The 18,343-nt window shown below is 43.3% G+C and carries 13 protein-coding genes; 6 read left to right on the top strand and 7 right to left on the bottom strand.

Annotated elements, in window-relative coordinates; genetic code table 11:
• Positions 1-13: 13 nt before the first annotated feature.
• The 7 genes from R7O03_RS11595 to R7O03_RS11565 form a co-directional block, all read right to left on the bottom strand.
• Complete coding sequence (locus R7O03_RS11595; protein WP_005378447.1) at positions 14-1,948, bottom strand: PrkA family serine protein kinase; 1,935 nt, start codon at positions 1,946-1,948, stop codon at positions 14-16.
• Between the two features lie 493 nt (positions 1,949-2,441).
• Positions 2,442-2,942, bottom strand: a complete 501-nt coding sequence (locus tag R7O03_RS11590; RefSeq protein WP_318131718.1) for a YfbU family protein — start codon at positions 2,940-2,942, stop codon at positions 2,442-2,444.
• 136 nt (positions 2,943-3,078) lie between these two features.
• Positions 3,079-3,744 (bottom strand): energy-coupling factor ABC transporter permease, encoded by a 666-nt coding sequence (locus R7O03_RS11585; RefSeq protein ID WP_053303246.1) that lies wholly within the window; start codon positions 3,742-3,744, stop codon positions 3,079-3,081.
• 154 nt (positions 3,745-3,898) lie between these two features.
• Entirely contained in the window at positions 3,899-4,639 is a 741-nt protein-coding gene (pflA, locus tag R7O03_RS11580) for a pyruvate formate lyase 1-activating protein (protein WP_005378444.1), read from the bottom strand.
• A 211-nt stretch (positions 4,640-4,850) separates the two neighbouring features.
• Complete coding sequence (locus R7O03_RS11575; protein WP_213960416.1) at positions 4,851-5,828, bottom strand: lipid A deacylase LpxR family protein; 978 nt, start codon at positions 5,826-5,828, stop codon at positions 4,851-4,853.
• A 153-nt stretch (positions 5,829-5,981) separates the two neighbouring features.
• Positions 5,982-8,258, bottom strand: coding sequence for a formate C-acetyltransferase (gene pflB / locus R7O03_RS11570; protein ID WP_005378442.1), 2,277 nt, complete (start codon positions 8,256-8,258; stop codon positions 5,982-5,984).
• A 303-nt stretch (positions 8,259-8,561) separates the two neighbouring features.
• Positions 8,562-10,109, bottom strand: a complete 1,548-nt coding sequence (locus tag R7O03_RS11565; protein WP_005378441.1) for a DUF3360 family protein — start codon at positions 10,107-10,109, stop codon at positions 8,562-8,564.
• Positions 10,110-10,563: 454 nt separating this feature from the next.
• On the opposite strand from R7O03_RS11565, the gene R7O03_RS11560 reads away from it, so the two are divergent.
• The 6 genes from R7O03_RS11560 (at position 10,564) to R7O03_RS11535 (ending at position 18,309) form a co-directional block, all read left to right on the top strand.
• The gene (locus tag R7O03_RS11560) at positions 10,564-12,039 is read left to right on the top strand and encodes a 54K polar flagellar sheath protein A (protein WP_213889536.1); all 1,476 of its coding nucleotides are present in this window, start codon (positions 10,564-10,566) and stop codon (positions 12,037-12,039) included.
• Positions 12,040-12,303: 264 nt separating this feature from the next.
• A complete protein-coding gene (locus tag R7O03_RS11555) occupies positions 12,304-13,074 on the top strand; it encodes an ABC transporter ATP-binding protein (protein ID WP_005378438.1) in 771 nt (256 codons plus the stop codon).
• An 83-nt stretch (positions 13,075-13,157) separates the two neighbouring features.
• On the top strand, positions 13,158-13,928 hold the full coding sequence (locus R7O03_RS11550) for an ABC transporter substrate-binding protein (protein ID WP_005378437.1): 771 nt from the start codon (positions 13,158-13,160) through the stop codon (positions 13,926-13,928).
• A gap of 81 nt (positions 13,929-14,009) precedes the next feature.
• Positions 14,010-14,750 carry an ABC transporter permease gene (locus tag R7O03_RS11545; protein WP_005378436.1) on the top strand — a complete coding sequence of 247 codons (741 nt, stop codon included), beginning with the start codon at positions 14,010-14,012 and terminating at the stop codon, positions 14,748-14,750.
• A 3-nt stretch (positions 14,751-14,753) separates the two neighbouring features.
• The gene (locus tag R7O03_RS11540; RefSeq protein ID WP_017820024.1) at positions 14,754-15,431 is read left to right on the top strand and encodes an ABC transporter permease; all 678 of its coding nucleotides are present in this window, start codon (positions 14,754-14,756) and stop codon (positions 15,429-15,431) included.
• Positions 15,432-15,585: 154 nt separating this feature from the next.
• Positions 15,586-18,309: an ImpA family metalloprotease gene (locus R7O03_RS11535; RefSeq protein ID WP_318131717.1), complete on the top strand. Its 2,724-nt coding sequence runs from the start codon at positions 15,586-15,588 to the stop codon at positions 18,307-18,309.
• The last annotated feature ends 34 nt before the right edge of the window (positions 18,310-18,343 follow it).

Here is an 18,343-nt window from a genome sequence, read left to right as displayed (position 1 = left end):
ACTCAATACTGGGTTAGGATGACTTACGTACTCGTAGGTACCACTCAGAAAGTAGGCGAACCTGTTTCTCGGTATAGCCTTTTTCCATCATGCGAGCGACAAAGTCGTCGTGCTTCTTCTGATCTTCAGAAGAGGTTTTCGCATTAAATGAGATAACCGGAAGTAGCTCTTCGGTATTGGAGAACATTTTCTTCTCGATTACTGTGCGCAGTTTTTCGTAGCTGGTCCAAACCGGGTTTTGACCATTGTTATTCGCTTTCGCACGAAGCACAAAGTTAACGATTTCGTTTCGGAAATCTTTCGGGTTAGAAATACCAGCTGTTTTTTCGATCTTCTCTAGCTCAGCATTCAGTGAAGAGCGATCAAATAGCTGACCAGTTTCTGGATCTCGGTACTCTTGGTCTTGAATCCAGAAGTCTGCATAGGTGACATATCGGTCGAAGATGTTTTGGCCGTATTCAGAGTAAGACTCAAGATAAGCGGTCTGAATCTCTTTACCGATAAATTCAACGTATCGAGGTACTAGGTAGCCTTTCAAGAACTCGAGATATTTCTCTGCTGTTTCAGCAGGGAACTGTTCGCGCTCAACCTGTTGTTCAATCACATAGAATAGATGTACAGGGTTGGCTGCCACTTCGGTTTGGTCGAAGTTAAATACGCGTGACAAAATCTTAAAGGCAAAACGTGTTGAGAGACCGTTCATGCCTTCATCGACACCAGCATAATCACGATACTCTTGATAGCTTTTTGCCTTTGGATCCGTATCTTTCAGCGTTTCACCGTCGTATACGCGCATCTTAGAGAAGATGGACGAGTTTTCAGGCTCTTTAAGTCGAGAAAGAATACTGAATTGTGCCAGAGTCTCGAGCGTGCTTGGTGAACAAGGGGCTTGAGACAACTCACTGTTTTCAAGAAGTTTTTGGTAGATTTTGACTTCTTCTGAAACACGTAGACAGTAAGGTACTTTCACAATATAAACACGGTCCAAGAACGCTTCATTGTTCTTGTTGTTACGGAAGGTCTGCCACTCAGATTCGTTTGAGTGAGCCAGAATCATACCGTCGAATGGAATCGCAGAAAGGCCTTCTGTACCGTTGAAGTTGCCTTCTTGCGTTGCTGTTAACAGCGGGTGAAGCACTTTGATTGGTGCTTTGAACATCTCAACGAATTCCATTAAACCTTGGTTTGCTTTACACAGCGCACCGGAGTAGCTGTAAGCGTCTGGATCGTCTTGCGAATAGTGTTCAAGCTTACGAATATCGACTTTACCAACCAATGATGAGATATCTTGGTTGTTTTCATCGCCTGGTTCAGTTTTGGCAATACCGATTTGGTCAAGGATAGAAGGGCGTACTTTCACTACTTTAAATTTGGTGATATCACCACCAAACTCGTGAAGACGTTTAGCGGCCCAAGGAGACATGATCGAGCGAAGATAACGGTGCTCGATGCCATACTCTTTTTTCAAAATATCGCCATCTTCTGTGGCTTTGAATAGGCAGAATGGATGGTCATTCACTGGGCTGCGTTCGCCGTTAGCAGTAAGAACATAAATAGGCATCTGTTCCATCAGAGCCTTAAGCTTTTCTGCAAGCGAAGACTTACCGCCACCTACAGGGCCGAGTAGGTAAAGAATCTGCTTACGCTCTTCTAGGCCTTGCGCCGCATGTTTTAGGTAAGACACAATTTGTTCTATGGCATCTTCCATGCCATAAAAGTCTTTAAAGGTTTCATAACGAGAGATAACACGATTCGAGAAGATTCGGCTTAGTCTAGGATCTTTTGCCGTATCGATTATCTCTGGTTCACCAATCGCCATCAGTAGGCGTTCTGCTGCATTAGCATAAGCGCTTTTGTCATCTTTACACAGGGCTAAAAACTCCTGTAACGACATCTCTTCATCTTTTGCAGCTTCATATCTTGATTGATAGTGGTCGAAAATACTCATGTCGCTTTCCCCTTTAATAGTCAGTCTACCGACGAACGTTGATTCAGGCTTTCCACCAACAGTTATGCTCGTTGTTGTTTGAATATACGTCCTGTTATCACATTTGGTTCGTACAGAATGTAAGATTGGCGACACCAAAGACTTTGCTTTATGGACGGTTTTTTCGTTACAACGGTGAGCGGTGGATATGAATTTTTCAATCACAGCCTTTCTCTACTTAAGCCTAGTCGGGGATTTGCAATTTTGCTTAACAATTATGAATTTATTGTAAAAGTGACATTTGAATCACTCTTTTATTAAGGACGAATTTATGTCGTGAATAGGTGCAATAGAAATCAAATATTTGGCAAAGACGGAAGAGTCTCAGTGATTCGTTGTTCTACATTGAGCAAGGCAAGTGAAAGAGGTAGGAAGAGAGCAAAGTCTTAGATAAGTTTGTGACAGGGTAAATAACAAGGAGAGCGGGCGCTCTCCTCATTCTTAGACGACCATTTTATGCGCTGAAGATTTGCGCTAGTTCGTTTTCACATAAATGATACTGACGAGGGCAGTTACGCCAAGTTTGCAGCATACGGCGGTATTTATCTAGCATCGGCATTTGGCTGTTAAATTGATGATCTGCCTTGTCAAACTGAGGGTACAAACCTTCAGAATCGATGAGAAAACGTACGTAATGTACTTGTTGTGCTTCTGAAGCGATATCAAATCCCAAGAACTTCAAGCGGCGCTGATCTACGTTGCTGCGATCTTCATCGTCTAGCATGTTGTAAGATTCTTGCATCGCATGATACATCTCCATAACGTCGATGATCTCACGACATTCTGCTTCTGAGAGGCAGCCGAAATCTTTGTTCAACTCTCGCATTTGTAGTTCATAACCACGTTCAACGATCGTTTGTAAGCGTTTGTATTTGGCCGCATTACTTGGATCAAGTTGAGAAATAAGGTTGTATTGGTTTGATAGAATCAAACGTTGAGCGTTTGACATTTCCATGGTGACCTCACTAGATATCTAATACATTTTTAATGTGCTTAGGTTAACGCTTAAGACATGAGTGAAACATGATCTCAACACATATTTAATACTAAAAAATGGCAAGAACTGTCACTTTTGACCAGTTTGAAAACACTTATTTATGGTAATGATTGTATATGTAGTCTCGGTCTGAAAATACTCTCAGCCACTCTGGCTTGAATACGGTTAAAACCGCCAGTGCCATACCATTTAATAGACCTTCTGGAAAGGCGAGCAACGGCACAAAAACAAAGTAGTTATGTTGAATGGTTTCCCAATCGTAGTGACCAACTGATAGGTGATAAAAAGAGTTAATGATGAGGTGCAGACTTCCTGTTATCGCGCCATTGAAAAATCCAGCAACGAAGATGAAAACAAAAATGTTTCGTGGCAAGTAGTGGTAACTCAGAAGAAACACTAAGTAACTAATGAAAATCGGAATTAGGGCAGATAGAACTAACGACGTGGGTAAGAGTAGCAAGGACACATCATGTAGTAGGTGGTTGACCAACATAGCGGGAATGCTGAGTAGAAATGCCATGCGCCAACCATACATCATCGTCAGCGTTGTTAGTGCAAGAAAATGAATCTGTAATCCTTCTTTTACACCTGCTTGAGCGGCCCATAAAATACTGAAAAAGAAGAGCGTTGCAAAAACGAGGTGCTGAAATCCTTTCTCTTTTTCCAGTTTGGGCCAAACGACTTTTTTCCAATCTGGTAGGCAGTAGACTACTACTATCCAAATTGAGACAACAAGAGAGCCTAAGTTAAACAAATCCATGTTACTTCCTTCCTATGCGAACATGACGCAATCATTTCTATCGTTCTTTTTATACCTAAATGACCGCAGAGAAACTCACTGATAAGGCTTAGATATAATCAAAAAAATACCAGCAATAAGCTGGTATTTTAAAGAGGTTAGTCTTGCGGTTCACTTAGTATTTTACGTTATCGTTGTATTGAGCAAGAATGGATTGAATTTCATCCATGGTTTCTTTCGGTGGCGGGTTTACGCCTTCGAGTGGGTATTCTAAGCCTAACGCTTCCCACTTATGAGCCCCTAATTTGTGGTAAGGAAGTAACTCGACCTTTTCGATGTTATCCATGTCTTTAATAAATTCACCAAGCATGTGTGCTGCTTCTGGGTCATCTGTGTAACCAGGCACGACGACATAGCGAATCCATGTTTTCTTTCCGATTTTTTGCAAGTAACGAGCAAAGTCCAATGTGCGTCGGTTGGATACACCGATCAGATCTTGGTGCACTTCGTCTTTCATGTGTTTGATGTCAAGCATGACTAAGTCTGTTGCATCCAGTACTTCATCGATAACATCAGTGTGCTTACGAACATAACCGTTAGTATCTAGACATGTATGAATGCCCTCGGCTTTAGCTGCGCGGAAAAAATCACGTACGAATTCCGGTTGAAGCATCGCTTCGCCGCCAGAACAAGTAACGCCACCACCTGATGCATTCATGAAGTGGCGGTAACTTTTCGCTTCGGAAATGATTTCTTCAACCGTGACTTCTTTGCCATCATGCGTGTCCCAAGTATCGCGGTTATGGCAATACTTACAGCGCATTAAACAACCTTGCAAGAAGACGATAAATCGAATACCAGGTCCGTCTACGGTACCACATGACTCAAATGAGTGAATACGACCAGCTGTTGACATCTTTTGCTCTCATTACTAGTAAATTCTAGCTGTTATTTTATTACAAAAAGCAGGGTTAAAACAGCTTTGTCGGTACTAAAGGCAAGGTTATTTGAAGAAAGAAAATAGATGGAGCCAATCTACATAAACGCTTGAACACGAGATGGTTAATACCTACCCCGAGAACTTGCCGTGTATCTAGATTGACTTCGATGCTGGGATAATCCAGTTTTTAGAAAAAGGCGAACACGGAGAACGAGCCTGTCCCATAAACATCGGTTTGGGCTTCTTCATAATCCGGTGTTTTAATCGTAAAGGTGATGCTTGCACCGTAATTTTGGTTGTACCAAGATACCCCCGCGACGGCACTTGCTTGCCAATTTTGCAGTGTGACGTCGTATGGCGCTGACGGTTCAGGAATGCCAGGACGATCTCCTTCGATAGTCATGTCATTAAAGCGGTAACGACCTTCAAACCCGGTGAACAAGAACCAACTCGACGTGCTCTGAGCGATCATACTTGCTGAGAAAGGGCTTTCGACACTGATATTGGCGGCTCCGATGCTATTCGCTAGGTTTGTACCCCAACGCAACATGACGCCTTGAGAGACATCACTACGGAAGTTACCCGCATTGATGTCGTTAATGTTGGTGATCTCCCATTGTGTTTTTTGTTCTTCGCTGCGCATCAATTTGTTAAATACGCGGTAACCAAGGCTGAACGCAACTTTATCTTCAATCTGGTAATCCCAACCTTGAGGGTCCGTCGATCCTGTTATGCCGTGAACGATTTCTTGCGCCTTTTCTGATAGCGAACTTTCACCCGTAGCTCCTATGGTGAAATTGTACCGTACAGCTTTGTCACTCGTTAGGGAAAGGTAGTTGATTTCGGTGTGTAGGTAACCGGCATATGGGCGATCATTGATTAGTGGATAATCGGCTTCAATGTCGCTTGGAGTCCACATTTTGTGGCCAAGAACCAACTCTATTTTATCGATATTGGCGTGCTCTGAGTTAGCTAGACTCAGCCATTTCCATTGGCTTTCTTGTATCAGTTGGCCTGTCGCGTAAGAAAGGAAAACACCATTCGTATAGTCTTGATCGACGCCAAAAATACCATCGTTGTCGATGGTAAAAGAAACCGTAGACTTAGTGGATGCTATTGCAACTGGAGAAAGAAGGGTAAGAATAATTAATTTACTAAATCTCATAGACTTTATTTGCTAACTTTTTTCGCATCATACGTAAGAATGCGGGCAAAAGTCTTTCGCGATATCACAACTTTCATTCAAGAAATAAAAAAAGGCTGATGCTACTTAGCATCAGCCTTTGTTGTATTACTAGAACGTTATTTCGCTATAGTCTTATAGAGACTCAGTGAATGTACGCGCGATTACGTCAGCTTGTTGCTCTGCAGTTAGAGAGTTGAAGCGAACAGCGTAACCAGATACACGGATTGTTAGCTGAGGGTATTTCTCTGGGTGCTTAACTGCGTCTTCTAGAGTTTCACGGTTAAGAACGTTCACGTTTAGGTGTTGACCACCTTCGATACCCGCTTCGTGGTGGAAGTAACCATCCATCAGACCAGCAAGGTTAGCGCGTTGTGAGCCCTCATCTTTACCTAGTGCGTTAGGTACGATAGAGAATGTGTAAGAGATACCATCTTGTGCGTCAGCAAACGGCAGTTTAGCAACTGAAGTTAGTGATGCTACAGCACCTTTCTCGTCACGACCGTGCATTGGGTTTGCACCTGGAGCAAATGGAGCACCAGCACGACGACCATCAGGCGTGTTACCAGTTTTCTTACCGTAAACCACGTTTGAAGTGATAGTAAGAATTGACTGAGTAGGGATTGCGTCACGGTAAGTCTTAAGCTTACGGATTTTGCCCATAAATACAGAAACAAGTTCACATGCAATGTCATCAACGCGTGGGTCGTTGTTACCGAATTTAGGGTAATCGCCTTCGATTTCGAAGTCGATTGCTAGACCGTCTTCGTCACGAATTGGCTTAACTTTTGCGTATTTAATTGCAGATAGTGAGTCAGCTGCAACAGATAGACCAGCAATACCACAAGCCATAGTACGTTTAACGTCACGGTCGTGTAGAGCCATTAGTGCCGCTTCGTAGCTGTACTTATCGTGCATGAAGTGGATAGCGTTTAGTGCAGTCACATATTGTTTCGCTAGCCAATCCATGAAGTGGTCCATTTTCTCCCACAGTTCATCGTAGTTAAGAACATCGCCTTCGATCTTAGGCATTTGCGGGCCAACTTGGATTTTTAGCTTCTCATCCACACCACCGTTGATGGTGTAAAGCATTGTTTTCGCAAGGTTCGCACGAGCACCGAAGAACTGCATTTGCTTACCAACAACCATTGGAGATACACAACATGCGATCGCGTAGTCGTCAGAGTTCATGTCTGGACGCATTAAGTCGTCATTTTCGTACTGAATAGAAGAAGTATCGATAGATACTTTCGCACAGAACTTCTTGAAGCCTTCAGGTAGTTGCTCAGACCAAAGAACAGTGATGTTTGGCTCTGGAGAAGGACCCATAGTGTATAGTGAGTTTAGGAAACGGAAGTTTGTACGAGTAACTAGCGTACGACCGTCAAGACCCATACCACCCATAGACTCAGTTGCCCAGATAGGGTCGCCAGAGAATAGATCATCGTACTCAGGAGTACGTAGGAAACGAACCATACGTAGTTTCATTACGAAGTGGTCGATCATTTCCTGAGCTTGTTCTTCAGTTAGCTTACCAGCCGCGATATCACGTTCGATGAAGATGTCTAGGAACGTAGAAGTACGACCTAGAGACATAGCCGCACCGTTTTGAGATTTAACAGCAGCTAGGTAACCGAAGTAAGTCCACTGAATAGCTTCTTGCGCAGTTTCAGCAGGACGAGAAATATCACAACCGTATTTTGCAGCCATTTCTTTGATTTGACCTAGAGCACGGTGTTGCTCTGCGATCTCTTCACGAAGCTGCATTGTCATTTGTAGGTCTTCGCCGTTCTCAAAACGCTCTTGTAGAGAAGAGAACTGCGCGAATTTATCCTTCATTAGGAAGTCAATACCGTATAGAGCAACACGACGGTAGTCACCGATGATACGACCACGACCGTATGCATCTGGAAGACCAGTCAGTACGCCAGATTTACGACACGCCATGATTTGAGGAGTGTAGATATCGAAAACGCCTTGGTTGTGAGTTTTACGGTATTCTGTGTAGATTTTTTTAACTTGTGGGTCTAGCTCGCGGTCGTAGGCTTTGCATGAACCTTCAACCATGCGGATACCACCGTTAGGGATGATCGCACGTTTTAGAGGAGCGTCAGTTTGAAGACCTACGATAGTTTCTAGGTCTTTTTCGATGTAGCCTGCATCGTGAGCAGTGATGGTAGAGATAACTGAAGTATCAAAATCAACAGGAGCGTGAGTCGCGTTCTCTTGTTTGATGCCTTCCATTACCTTAGCCCAAAGCTTGTTAGTCGCTTCAGTACCTTCAGAAACTAGGAAAGATTCGTCGCCTTCGTACGGAGTGTAGTTCTTCTGAATGAAATCACGAACGTTTACTTCGTTTTGCCAGTCGCCTGCAGCAAAACCTTCCCAAGCTTTAGCAAATTGCTCTGCCATGACATACCTACCTTTTTAGTAGAAAAAAATACGTACTGCTTCGCCGTTGAGCCAGCTATCCCCAGATAAAAGAGGGGAACAGTACACTCTTATGAATAACAATATTTATAGTCTTAAATTTACGTATTCGATTTACAAAACTATAAATATTGTCACTAGTTTTAACGTTTCTCTTTTTAAGCAACAGTTAGAGGTTAAACTAAAATTTTTTTGCAAACCTTAAACTAAATCAATAAATCCTCAAAAATCTCGATAAAAATGGGGTAGCGACGAGCGCTACCCACAAATTTCTGGACTGCTAGCTTATAGCCAAGCTTGGATGCCATACTGGCCTTCAAGCATACCAACTGCAAGCATAGCAACTAAACAGATAACAAGTACGCTTACTGGGATCACAATCTTGTCTACAAATGATAGGCGAGACGCGCGCTCTTTATCTCCAATTAAACCGTTGTTATCTAAAAGCATAGTTAGTGCCCAAGCTAGAACTGGGTTAACAACGGCAGAACCAAAGATACAGATACCTGCTGCTTGTGAGTCTTTCGAGTCCTTCACCATCTGCATGCCAGCTTCAAGCAGTGGTAGAGATACACCAACGAGAAGAGCAACGCGCATAACTGGAGGCCATACTGCAACGTCCATAGGAAAACCAAGGATTGCAACAATAATACATAGAGAGCCTAGTAAGATGGCACCAGCAGGAATAGGGCGTTTCGCGATTGCAGCAGGGATCATGTAAGTCCCCCAAGATGATGTGATGTTACCACCACCCACTGCAGTACCGACCATTTGGCGAACGGAACACATTGTCATTGTGTCATCAACGTCCATCAGCACTTTCTCACTCTTACGTGGGTAGTTCATCTCTTGGAAGATACGGTGACCCAAGAAGTCAGGTGACCACATTGCTACCGCAAGAATGGCGAATGGTAGTGAAGCGATGAAGTGTTCCATATTAGGAAGACCAAGCATCCAACCTTCTTCTGTTGAACCCCACCAGTAGATTGGATTTAGGTTTGGAAGGCCTGTCTCGGTTACGAATTTAATATCGAAGCCTGCGCCAAGAGCAAGTGCGATTGCAAGCCCAGTGAAGGCACAAACAGGGATCGCTAGCCAGCGTTTGTTCACTTTAGCAAGGAACGCGTATAAGCCAATGGTAACCGCAAGAACAATTAGACCGATGTAACCCATGCTACCAGCGGCAACCGTATCGGATTGCAAACCAACAGCCCAAGCTTGAATAGAGTTAATTTGGCTCATGGTTCCGGTTAAACCTAGGAAAATAAGAAGGCCACCAGCCGTACCTTCAGAGGTGAGGTTAACCAGTTTTGACCCACCTTTTAAGAGGCTCAAAATCAAACCAAACACACCAATGAGAATTGCTAATGCAAGAGGATGAGCACCAGCAAGAGCGATGGTACCAATAAGAGGGATCATTGGGCCGTGGTTGCCTGCTAGGTTGGCTTTAGGGTTAATAAAACCAGAGGCAAGTACACAGAAAAGAAGTGCAGGGATGAGCATTTCTACACGCGCAACTTCGATAGCAAAGTCCTTGCCTAAGTTTACGTGGTCCCATGCTGCAGTAAGACCTTCAGCCCAAGACATCATTACCGCAGAGTACATTGCGATAATACCGATAGTACCAGCAAGTGCTGGAACAAGGTCTTCAAGCTCAAAGCGGAAGTCACGACCTGGCAAGTTCAAGCCAAAACGACGTGGCTTCATGATTTGTAGTTCGTGGTCTAGGTAGTCTGAACGGCTTGCGAACTCAGATGCTGGACGATGAAGCTCACGGTAGCTCTTGGTCTCGATATCTGAATCAGAGTGCGTTTTGTTAACTGCGTCTGACATAGATTCCTCATATATTTAAAAGTTATGAATTCTTCATTCAATTGTGTTAATCCGCATCCTGCGGCACGCTTATGCTAGCTATTGTTAGATTTGTTACACGTCGACACTGTGCCTAAGCATAGCTAATAACTTATTGTGTTGAGGCACAAAAAAAAGCCTCATCTTTTGGCAGGAGTCTAGCAAGATAGCCATTTAGGGTGATTGATTTAGATCACTTTAAGAATGGTTGTGAAATAAAACTACAGAAAGTTTCTGGCATGCGAATGAGATGCGGAGATCTTGTGTAATTTCATTACACAAGTTGCATAAAATTAGAACTTTTTGTCCTTTTGCACGAGATGCAGATTAAATGTCAATATTCACGATGATTATATAAAGCTGGCTTTATTCTTGCTTTGGACAGAGCAAAGACAATTTTTTGGCTAATCATTGCCGCTCAGTTTAGGAAAAAGACATGAAACAGCTTAAAGTACTGCCACTAGTGGCAATCATCTCAGGGTTAATGGTCGGTTGCGGCGGCGGTGGCGGCGGTGGCGGTGGTGCAGCGCCGAAAACTGCGTTTACTTTTGATTTTGCTATACCAGCAACAATGACTGAAAGTGAAGCAACTACGAAAGGTTGTACTGTATATGACCACAAAACTGAGCTGAACGGCGATAAAACGGTTTTAACCTACAGTGCAGCGTCAAAAGAGCAAGTGACCAACTATGTTATCGGTTACTACTCTGATGCAGATGGCAAAAGATCCGGAGACATTATCAAACCTACCACTGATAACTTTAAGTTTTATCTTGAAGATATCCCTGACGGCGGCTTTATAACGTTTCAAGCAATAGAATTTAACGGCAAAGAAGCTCGCGTAAACACGTTTTCAAAAGAGTTCTTGGAAGATAAGAAACTACGTAATGCTACTTTTGCACTAAACCGAGACTCTTTGAACAAATGCTTTACTGGCGGTAACTTAGCAAGCAATAAGTTTACTAACTTAGATTACCGAAATGCTGAATCAGGTGGCGGAGATTACAACTTTGTCTCGCAAACCGATATTTTCACGTCTCCGAACCCTGATATGTTGCCTACTGATGAACTGATGGGGCTTAAAGGTGAACCAACGGCATTGTTTCAGTATGAATCAGGTTCAAGCGACAAAGCGCTTTACCAATATGGTATTGGTTCGTGGGGAACTGGTGAGATAGCCTTAGTTAGAGCGGATAATACGTCAAACATTTATTCGTCTTCTGACTATACTTACGACTCGCTTAACATTGGCTTTGTTACTAACGGCTTTGCATATGACGCGTTGAAGCTGGATAAAACGGCCGTTGAATATAATCGCCCTAGTGCAACGAATAAAGAAACTTGGGTATACATGGCGTTCTCAGAGAATCAAGTTAATGGTTGGGAGTCTCTACTTAACGAAACGATCTCTGACGGATGGGATATTGACGTTGATCCGAGTGCTTACTTAAATATTGATAACCTGCCGAACACAAAACCAAGTGTATCAACGCAAGGAAGTGCAGAGTCCGTGATTGATCTGGACATGGGCTTAACATCGTCTACTGAAGGCTTTACTCGTGTCGCTTACTTTGCAACTTCAGGCGACTACAGAGTCACACATCGCATTTTCACAACAAGTGATAGTGATTCTGTTGTTGTTCCTGAATTGCATTACTACAACTTCCCAACATCGGCCGTTAACGGTTTGAAGGTTTCAGCTTCGGACGATTTTAATCGCACTGCTTTAGTAGTGAATGAAGATAGTAATATTGATTCTAAAGTTTTCATGAGCTTCTTCTCCAATGGTGAAGCGTCAGAGCCTGAACTAGATGAAGACCTAGATGGCATCATTACTTCTGAAAAAGAAGGCTTAGAAAATGAAGTGACATTACGTACTTCAAACTCGTTGGTAGTCACTCGTTTTAATTAATTCATTGCGACCTCGAATAGGTTTCAATTAACACTTTTGTAAATTTATTAAGCCCCTTTGAAAGGGGCTTTTTTATATTTAATATTCAACTTTTGAAGAATATGTTGCTATATATTGCATATTAATTTGTCTATCGTATCTTTCTATTCGAATTATTTAGGTTAATAATTTGTTGCAAGTTTCAAGGGGCGGTGCTAATTTGTTCCGAATTAGAGAGGGCGGAGTCCCTTAATTGCAGTGACAAAAACACAGGGAGTAGGGCGCATGAATGATGTACCAGCGCTAGATATAAAAGACCTGCACAAAACATTTGGACAAAATGAAGTTTTAAAAGGCATTTCACTTGCCGCGCACAAAGGAGATGTTATCTCCATCATTGGCTCTTCCGGCTCAGGTAAGAGTACCTTTCTCAGATGTATCAACTTGCTAGAAACGCCTACCGCGGGCGAAATTTGGGTAAATGGTGAATTAATCCAAATGAAGAACAACAGAGCAGGTGAATCTGTTCCTGCTAATGAAAAGCAAGTCCAACGTATTCGCTCACGCCTGGCAATGGTTTTCCAAGGTTTCAACCTCTGGTCTCACCTAACCGTACTAGAAAACGTGATTGAGGCGCCTGTTCATGTCTTAGGCGTGCCAAAAGCTCAAGCGATTGAAAACGCAGAAGTCTTGCTTAAGAAGGTAGGCTTGTATGAGCGTAAAGATTATTACCCTGGGCACTTATCTGGCGGCCAGCAGCAACGTGCAGCTATTGCCCGTGCGCTAGCAGTTGACCCAGAGGTGATGTTGTTTGACGAGCCAACTTCTGCGCTTGACCCAGAACTTGTAGGAGAAGTTCTGGGGGTAATGAGAGATTTGGCAGATGAAGGGCGAACTATGCTGGTGGTCACGCACGAAATGGCGTTTGCACGTGACGTATCAAACCATGTGATGTTTTTACATCAAGGCTTAGTGGAAGAACAGGGAAATCCAGCTAAGCTATTTACAAACCCGGATTCAGAACGATTACAGCAGTTTATCTCATCCATTTACTAATATTTGTTAGGCGGCAGACTATTGCCTCCTAAGCCAACACAACAAACAAAACGAAATAAAATAGCAATCACAGGAGTATGGAAATGAAAAAGTGGTTATTAGCAGCAACGATTGCTGCAACGGCAGTATCAGGTGTTGCCCAAGCGAAAGAATGGAAAACAGTTCGCTTTGGTATCGAAGGTGCTTACCCTCCGTTTAGCTGGACAGAAACTGATGGCTCAATAAAAGGCTTTGACGTAGACATGGCAAATGCACTCTGTGAAGAGATGCAAGTGAAGTGCAAAATCGTCGCTCAAGATTGGGATGGTATTATTCCTTCTCTGCTTGCACGTAAGTACGATGCCATCATCGCAGCAATGTCTATCACTGAAGAGCGCAAGAAAAAAGTCGATTTCACTGGCAAGTACGCACAAATTCCAAATAAATTTATCGCTAAGAAAGGTGCTGGTCTAGATTTTGATAATCTTAAAGATGTCAAAATTGGCGTGCAACGTGCGACGACACATGACAAGTACTTAACTGACAACTACGGCGATGATGTTGAAATTGTGCGTTATGGCTCTTTTGATGAAGCGTATCTTGATCTAGAAAATGGTCGAATTGCTGCCGTTTTAGGTGATGCGTCTGCTCTAGAAGAGGGTGTGATCAACAAAGCAGGTGGCGAAGCTTATGAGTTTGTTGGACCATCGTTAACCGATCCAAAATGGTTTGGCGAAGGTATGGGTATCGCTGTTCGTAAACAAGACAAAGATCTGACGAAGAAACTCGACGCAGCAATTATTTCACTACGTGAGAAAGGTGTTTACCAAGAAATTGCTGGTAAATACTTTAACTACGATGTGTACGGTGAATAAACCGTAATTAAGCGACCGTTGGCTTGTTCCTAGAAGTAGTCAACGGTCGATTTTTTGAGTTTAGGGATTAGGAACTCACCTATGCTAGATTTACAAGGATACGAAGCTTCGATTTTGAAAGGAGCTTTAGTAACAATAGAAGTTGCAGTGCTTTCACTCATTCTCGCCATGGTCTTAGGCATGCTTGGCGCATTAGCTAAGTTAGCACCTTACAAATGGGCAAGGGCGATTGCCACTCTTTACACCACAGTCATTCGCGGCATTCCAGATTTGGTTCTGATGATGCTAATTTTCTTTGGTGGACAAATACTTTTAAATAACAGCCTTTACTCCATCAACGAAACGCTCAACGAGTGGTTTGCCTCGAGTGATCCAAACCATGAATGGACGTCTTACTTACCTGATTATATTGATGTCAGCCCATTTATAGCTGGTGTACTCACGATTGGTTTTATCTTTGGCGCCTACATGGCGGAGACTTTTCGTGGAGCGATCATGGCGGTGGACAAGGGTGAATTAGAAGCGGCGAAAGCTTATGGGATGAGTTCTGCTTTATCGTTTAGAAGAATCTTACTTCCTCAGATGATTCGTCATGCATTACCTGGATTTGGTAATAACTGGTTAGTGTTACTTAAGACCACAGCCTTAGTTTCCATTATTGGTCTGGATGACATGGTGAGAATGAGCTCATTGGCAGCAGGTACAACGAAAATGCCGTTCACCTTTTACATGGCTGTCGCGCTCATCTTTCTATTTTTTACCAGCGTTTCGACCGGGCTACTCAAGCTTGTTGAGCGTAAGTTCAGTATTCATGCGAGGTAAGTTATGGACTTTTCTTTGATTATTGAAAGCTTTCCAACTTATCTTCAGGGACTTTGGACAACAGTTTGGTTAGTGGGATTAGCGTTGGTTATTGGCTTGTGTGTCTCTATCCCATTAGCCGTGGCACGCAATAGTACCAATTACGCTCTAAGCTTACCTTCTTGGGGATTCATTTACTTTTTCCGTGGAACGCCGCTATTGGTTCAGCTGTATTTGATTTACTACGGCATGGATCAGTTTTTCCCTGTGAAAGATACCTTGTGGGAGAACGCTTGGTTCTGTGCTTTGGTCGCTTTTATTCTGAATACATCGGCTTACACCGCAGAAATTATTCGTGGTGCGATTAATGGTTTGCCGAAAGGTGAGGTGGAAGCTGCGAAAGCCTATGGCATGAGTAAGTTTATGACATACAGACGTATTATCTTGCCGAGTGCATTGCGTCGAGCATTACCAGCTTATTCCAACGAGGTCATATTTATGCTGCACGGAAGTGCAGTCGCGGGCATCGTTACCATCATGGATTTAACTGGTGCTGCGCGTCTAGTTAACTCGCGCTACTATGCACCATTTGAGTCTTTCCTGACGGCGGGGCTGTTCTACATGGCACTGACGTTTTTGATCTTGTGGTGTTTCAAAGTGGCAGAGAAGCGTTTCTTAGCTTATTTGCGTCCTTTAAGCTAATTATCAATAGAGGCAATAGCACCGGAGTGGGTGCTATTGCTTTTGATAATTTTGTTATCTTCATTCCTATTTTTCCAGTCGATGTAAAAGACTCTTTCTTATTATTCATTAACTTACATTAACATTCGATAAACTCATTGTTTAGTAAGTAAAAATGAAAAAAACAATTCTATCGTTGGGCATTGCCGCCTTAGCCACAGGATGTGGTGGGGGAGAGGGAGAATCACAACCTAATGCTCAAGTAAAACCAACGCCAGCTCCAGTTCAACAAGCTCTTGAAACTGGTAATGCACTGCTCGTTTCTGACCCGAGCGAATTCATTCGTAAAAGTCGTCAGGTTGTAGAAGCTCACAAGATGCAGTCGAATACGATCAAATCTGCAATTGCGAAAAACCTTTCAGGTCTTTATTGGGATCCAACCCATGATGCCGCGATCTTGGCACCTCAGTATGGCTTCAACGACACCATCTTGATGACCAATAAGGCCATGGCAAGCGGTTACAAAGATCAAGCTCTGTCAATTGGCGTTGCCGGGGAAAAGTCTAATGGTCAACGTTACGCACTATTAGGTAGTAACCCATTTAGAACGGCACAACGTTTTCCCGACTCTTCCAACGCAGCGATGACGAAATGGTTAAGTAACCTGGTCACTTGGTTGTCGGGCGGAGTTACTTCAAACGTCGTCATCGCGCAAATGGATCAGTCTTATTACTTTCCGGATGAGCAAGCGACTCGGAATTGGCTGAAAGACAATGTTTCACAAGAGCTGGCGTTTAACGAGGCCAACCTATGCGATGGTTCGAAGCTACTTAGCTGCTTGCAAACCAATACTCCAAACTTATTGATCTTGTCACAGCATCTGCAATCTGGAGATACCAACAAACCAGTACTCGAAGCTTTGGAATACGCTGAGCAAGCCCAAATTCCTGTTCTATACCTGCATTGGGATGGAGGACTAACTGATCTTGGCCAAGACATTTTGGAAAAATTCCATGTTGATTATGTGGGAGATAACTATTGGCGTAAGTTAGGCTTGGTCTACTGGGAACCTTCATCGTTGATGAACGTTGTGCCGGACTCTGTCATCACACAACAAGCGCTGTTGTCTCGTTTTGAATCTCAAAATTTCAACGTTGACTTGTCACAGTGTGATGACAAAACCTGCCCTGACACTGCGAATATGGACAGTCAATTTTATGCAGGGGCAAACAGCATTCGCCATTGGTTGCAAAAGCTTGATGAACAAAAAGTAGATTTGTTTAATCAAAACGGCTACCAATACGAAAAACTCATGGTATTGCTGGCTGATCATTATCGTCAAACGGTTGTCTTCCCGATGGACAAACAGTCAACCCAAACGACCGAATTCCTAAAGTCGTACTTTGCCGATTACGTGCAATACAACAGCCGAAGCGTGAACCCAAAACAACCAAATATGGGGAACTTCAGCCGTAGTGAGTTTAGCCCTGAAATAAAGAGAATCAGTGCAACGATTAATATGGAATCAAAGCGTAACTTCCGTTCGGCTGGTGTGTATGCGCTTCCTGGGGAAACCTTTACGGTTAAACGTAATGACAGCAATGATGTGGCGACTAAGATTGTCATCAACACTTTAAGAAGTGGTGCAACTCATGAGTTCAGCAAAGATGGATACACGCGACCAAAACTGCTGACTTCATTCGGCTATGAAGTGAAGCCGGATGAAACCATCACGCTGACTTCTCCTTATGGTGGTCCAGTACAGGTTCACTTTGACAAAAATGATGTTCCGGTTGAACTGAAATTTAATCATGTGGCACAGCATCCAGTTTGGAGAAGTGAGAAGGACAACGACGCTTTTATTCAACAGTTAGAAGCCAATTTATTCGATTGGGCTGAGCTGATCACTCCTGGGTTTGAAGTACACTCAAAGCGCGACAAAATGTTGGAGTCGGTCAACGATGAAATGTGGTCTACCCCTTCGGAAATGGCGCTTGCAACAGAAGAATATGTTCACAACTACCCGCATGTGCTGGCAGGTTTCCAAGGGCCGGGCATAGATGAAGTGCCTGAAATTATTCAATACGCCCAAAACCAAGGTTGGGAAATCGCCAATATTGATATAGTGAAGCACATGAACGCTGACCAAGCGACGTGTGGTTATGGTTGTTCGGGTAACCCTTACGATGCTTACTGGTCATTCAGCCCACTCGGTCACGGTGATTTACATGAGCTTGGTCATGGTTTAGAAAAAGGTCGATTCCGATTTTTAGGCTGGGAAGGGCATTCAACGACCAATTACTACTCGTATTACAGTAAGTCTCGTTTCTTCCAGAATACGGGGAAAGTTTCAACTTGCCAAAGCTTGGATTTCAAAGGCCAGTTTGAATTATTGCAAGCTAGCCGAACTCAAGCGGATCCAAACGCATACATGGCTGCGCAAAATCAAACCAGTTGGAGTTGGGGCGCTCGTGTTTACATTCAAATGATGATGGCGGCGCAGCATGAAGGTGTGCTTAAAAATGGTTGGCATTTATTGGCGCGCTTGCACCTGATTGAACGTGAGTTTAACCGCTTAAAATCGGACGATGCGCTTTGGGATGAGAGACGATTGAGCATTGGTTTCGCCAACTACTCTCGGGAAGAAGCAAATAGCATCTCGAACAACGACTGGTTGCTTATTGCTCTGAGCTACATCTCTCAGCGAGATATGACTAACTATCTCGATATGTGGGGGTTCTCGTTCACAGAAAAAGCGAAACAGCAGGTTGTGGCGCTGAATCTACCGCCGATGCCGCTCACTTACTTTGCAAGTAGTAATACAGGCTACTGTCTGAACGAATTTGCTCAAACACCGATAACTATTGATGGTCAAACGGTTTGGCCGCTGAATCAGTGATTAAATAGTAATTTGTATGAAAAAGGGAGACTGA

Source organism: Vibrio sp. Vb2960 (genome assembly GCF_033337665.1).
Lineage (GTDB): Bacteria > Pseudomonadota > Gammaproteobacteria > Enterobacterales > Vibrionaceae > Vibrio > Vibrio alginolyticus.
The sequence above is the reverse complement of the archived record's forward strand: the minus strand, read 5'-3'. Positions and strand labels throughout refer to the sequence as shown.

Coding starts and splice junctions, on each gene's coding strand:
- R7O03_RS11545 (WP_005378436.1), top strand. CDS start 14,010: ATGCTAGATTTACAAGGATACGAAGCTTCGATTTTGAAAGGAGCTTTA.
- R7O03_RS11590 (WP_318131718.1), bottom strand. CDS start 2,942: ATGGAAATGTCAAACGCTCAACGTTTGATTCTATCAAACCAATACAAC.
- R7O03_RS11560 (WP_213889536.1), top strand. CDS start 10,564: ATGAAACAGCTTAAAGTACTGCCACTAGTGGCAATCATCTCAGGGTTA.
- R7O03_RS11575 (WP_213960416.1), bottom strand. CDS start 5,828: ATGAGATTTAGTAAATTAATTATTCTTACCCTTCTTTCTCCAGTTGCA.
- R7O03_RS11540 (WP_017820024.1), top strand. CDS start 14,754: ATGGACTTTTCTTTGATTATTGAAAGCTTTCCAACTTATCTTCAGGGA.
- pflA (WP_005378444.1), bottom strand. CDS start 4,639: ATGTCAACAGCTGGTCGTATTCACTCATTTGAGTCATGTGGTACCGTA.
- R7O03_RS11585 (WP_053303246.1), bottom strand. CDS start 3,744: ATGGATTTGTTTAACTTAGGCTCTCTTGTTGTCTCAATTTGGATAGTA.
- R7O03_RS11535 (WP_318131717.1), top strand. CDS start 15,586: ATGAAAAAAACAATTCTATCGTTGGGCATTGCCGCCTTAGCCACAGGA.
- R7O03_RS11565 (WP_005378441.1), bottom strand. CDS start 10,109: ATGTCAGACGCAGTTAACAAAACGCACTCTGATTCAGATATCGAGACC.
- R7O03_RS11595 (WP_005378447.1), bottom strand. CDS start 1,948: ATGAGTATTTTCGACCACTATCAATCAAGATATGAAGCTGCAAAAGAT.
- R7O03_RS11550 (WP_005378437.1), top strand. CDS start 13,158: ATGAAAAAGTGGTTATTAGCAGCAACGATTGCTGCAACGGCAGTATCA.
- pflB (WP_005378442.1), bottom strand. CDS start 8,258: ATGGCAGAGCAATTTGCTAAAGCTTGGGAAGGTTTTGCTGCAGGCGAC.
- R7O03_RS11555 (WP_005378438.1), top strand. CDS start 12,304: ATGAATGATGTACCAGCGCTAGATATAAAAGACCTGCACAAAACATTT.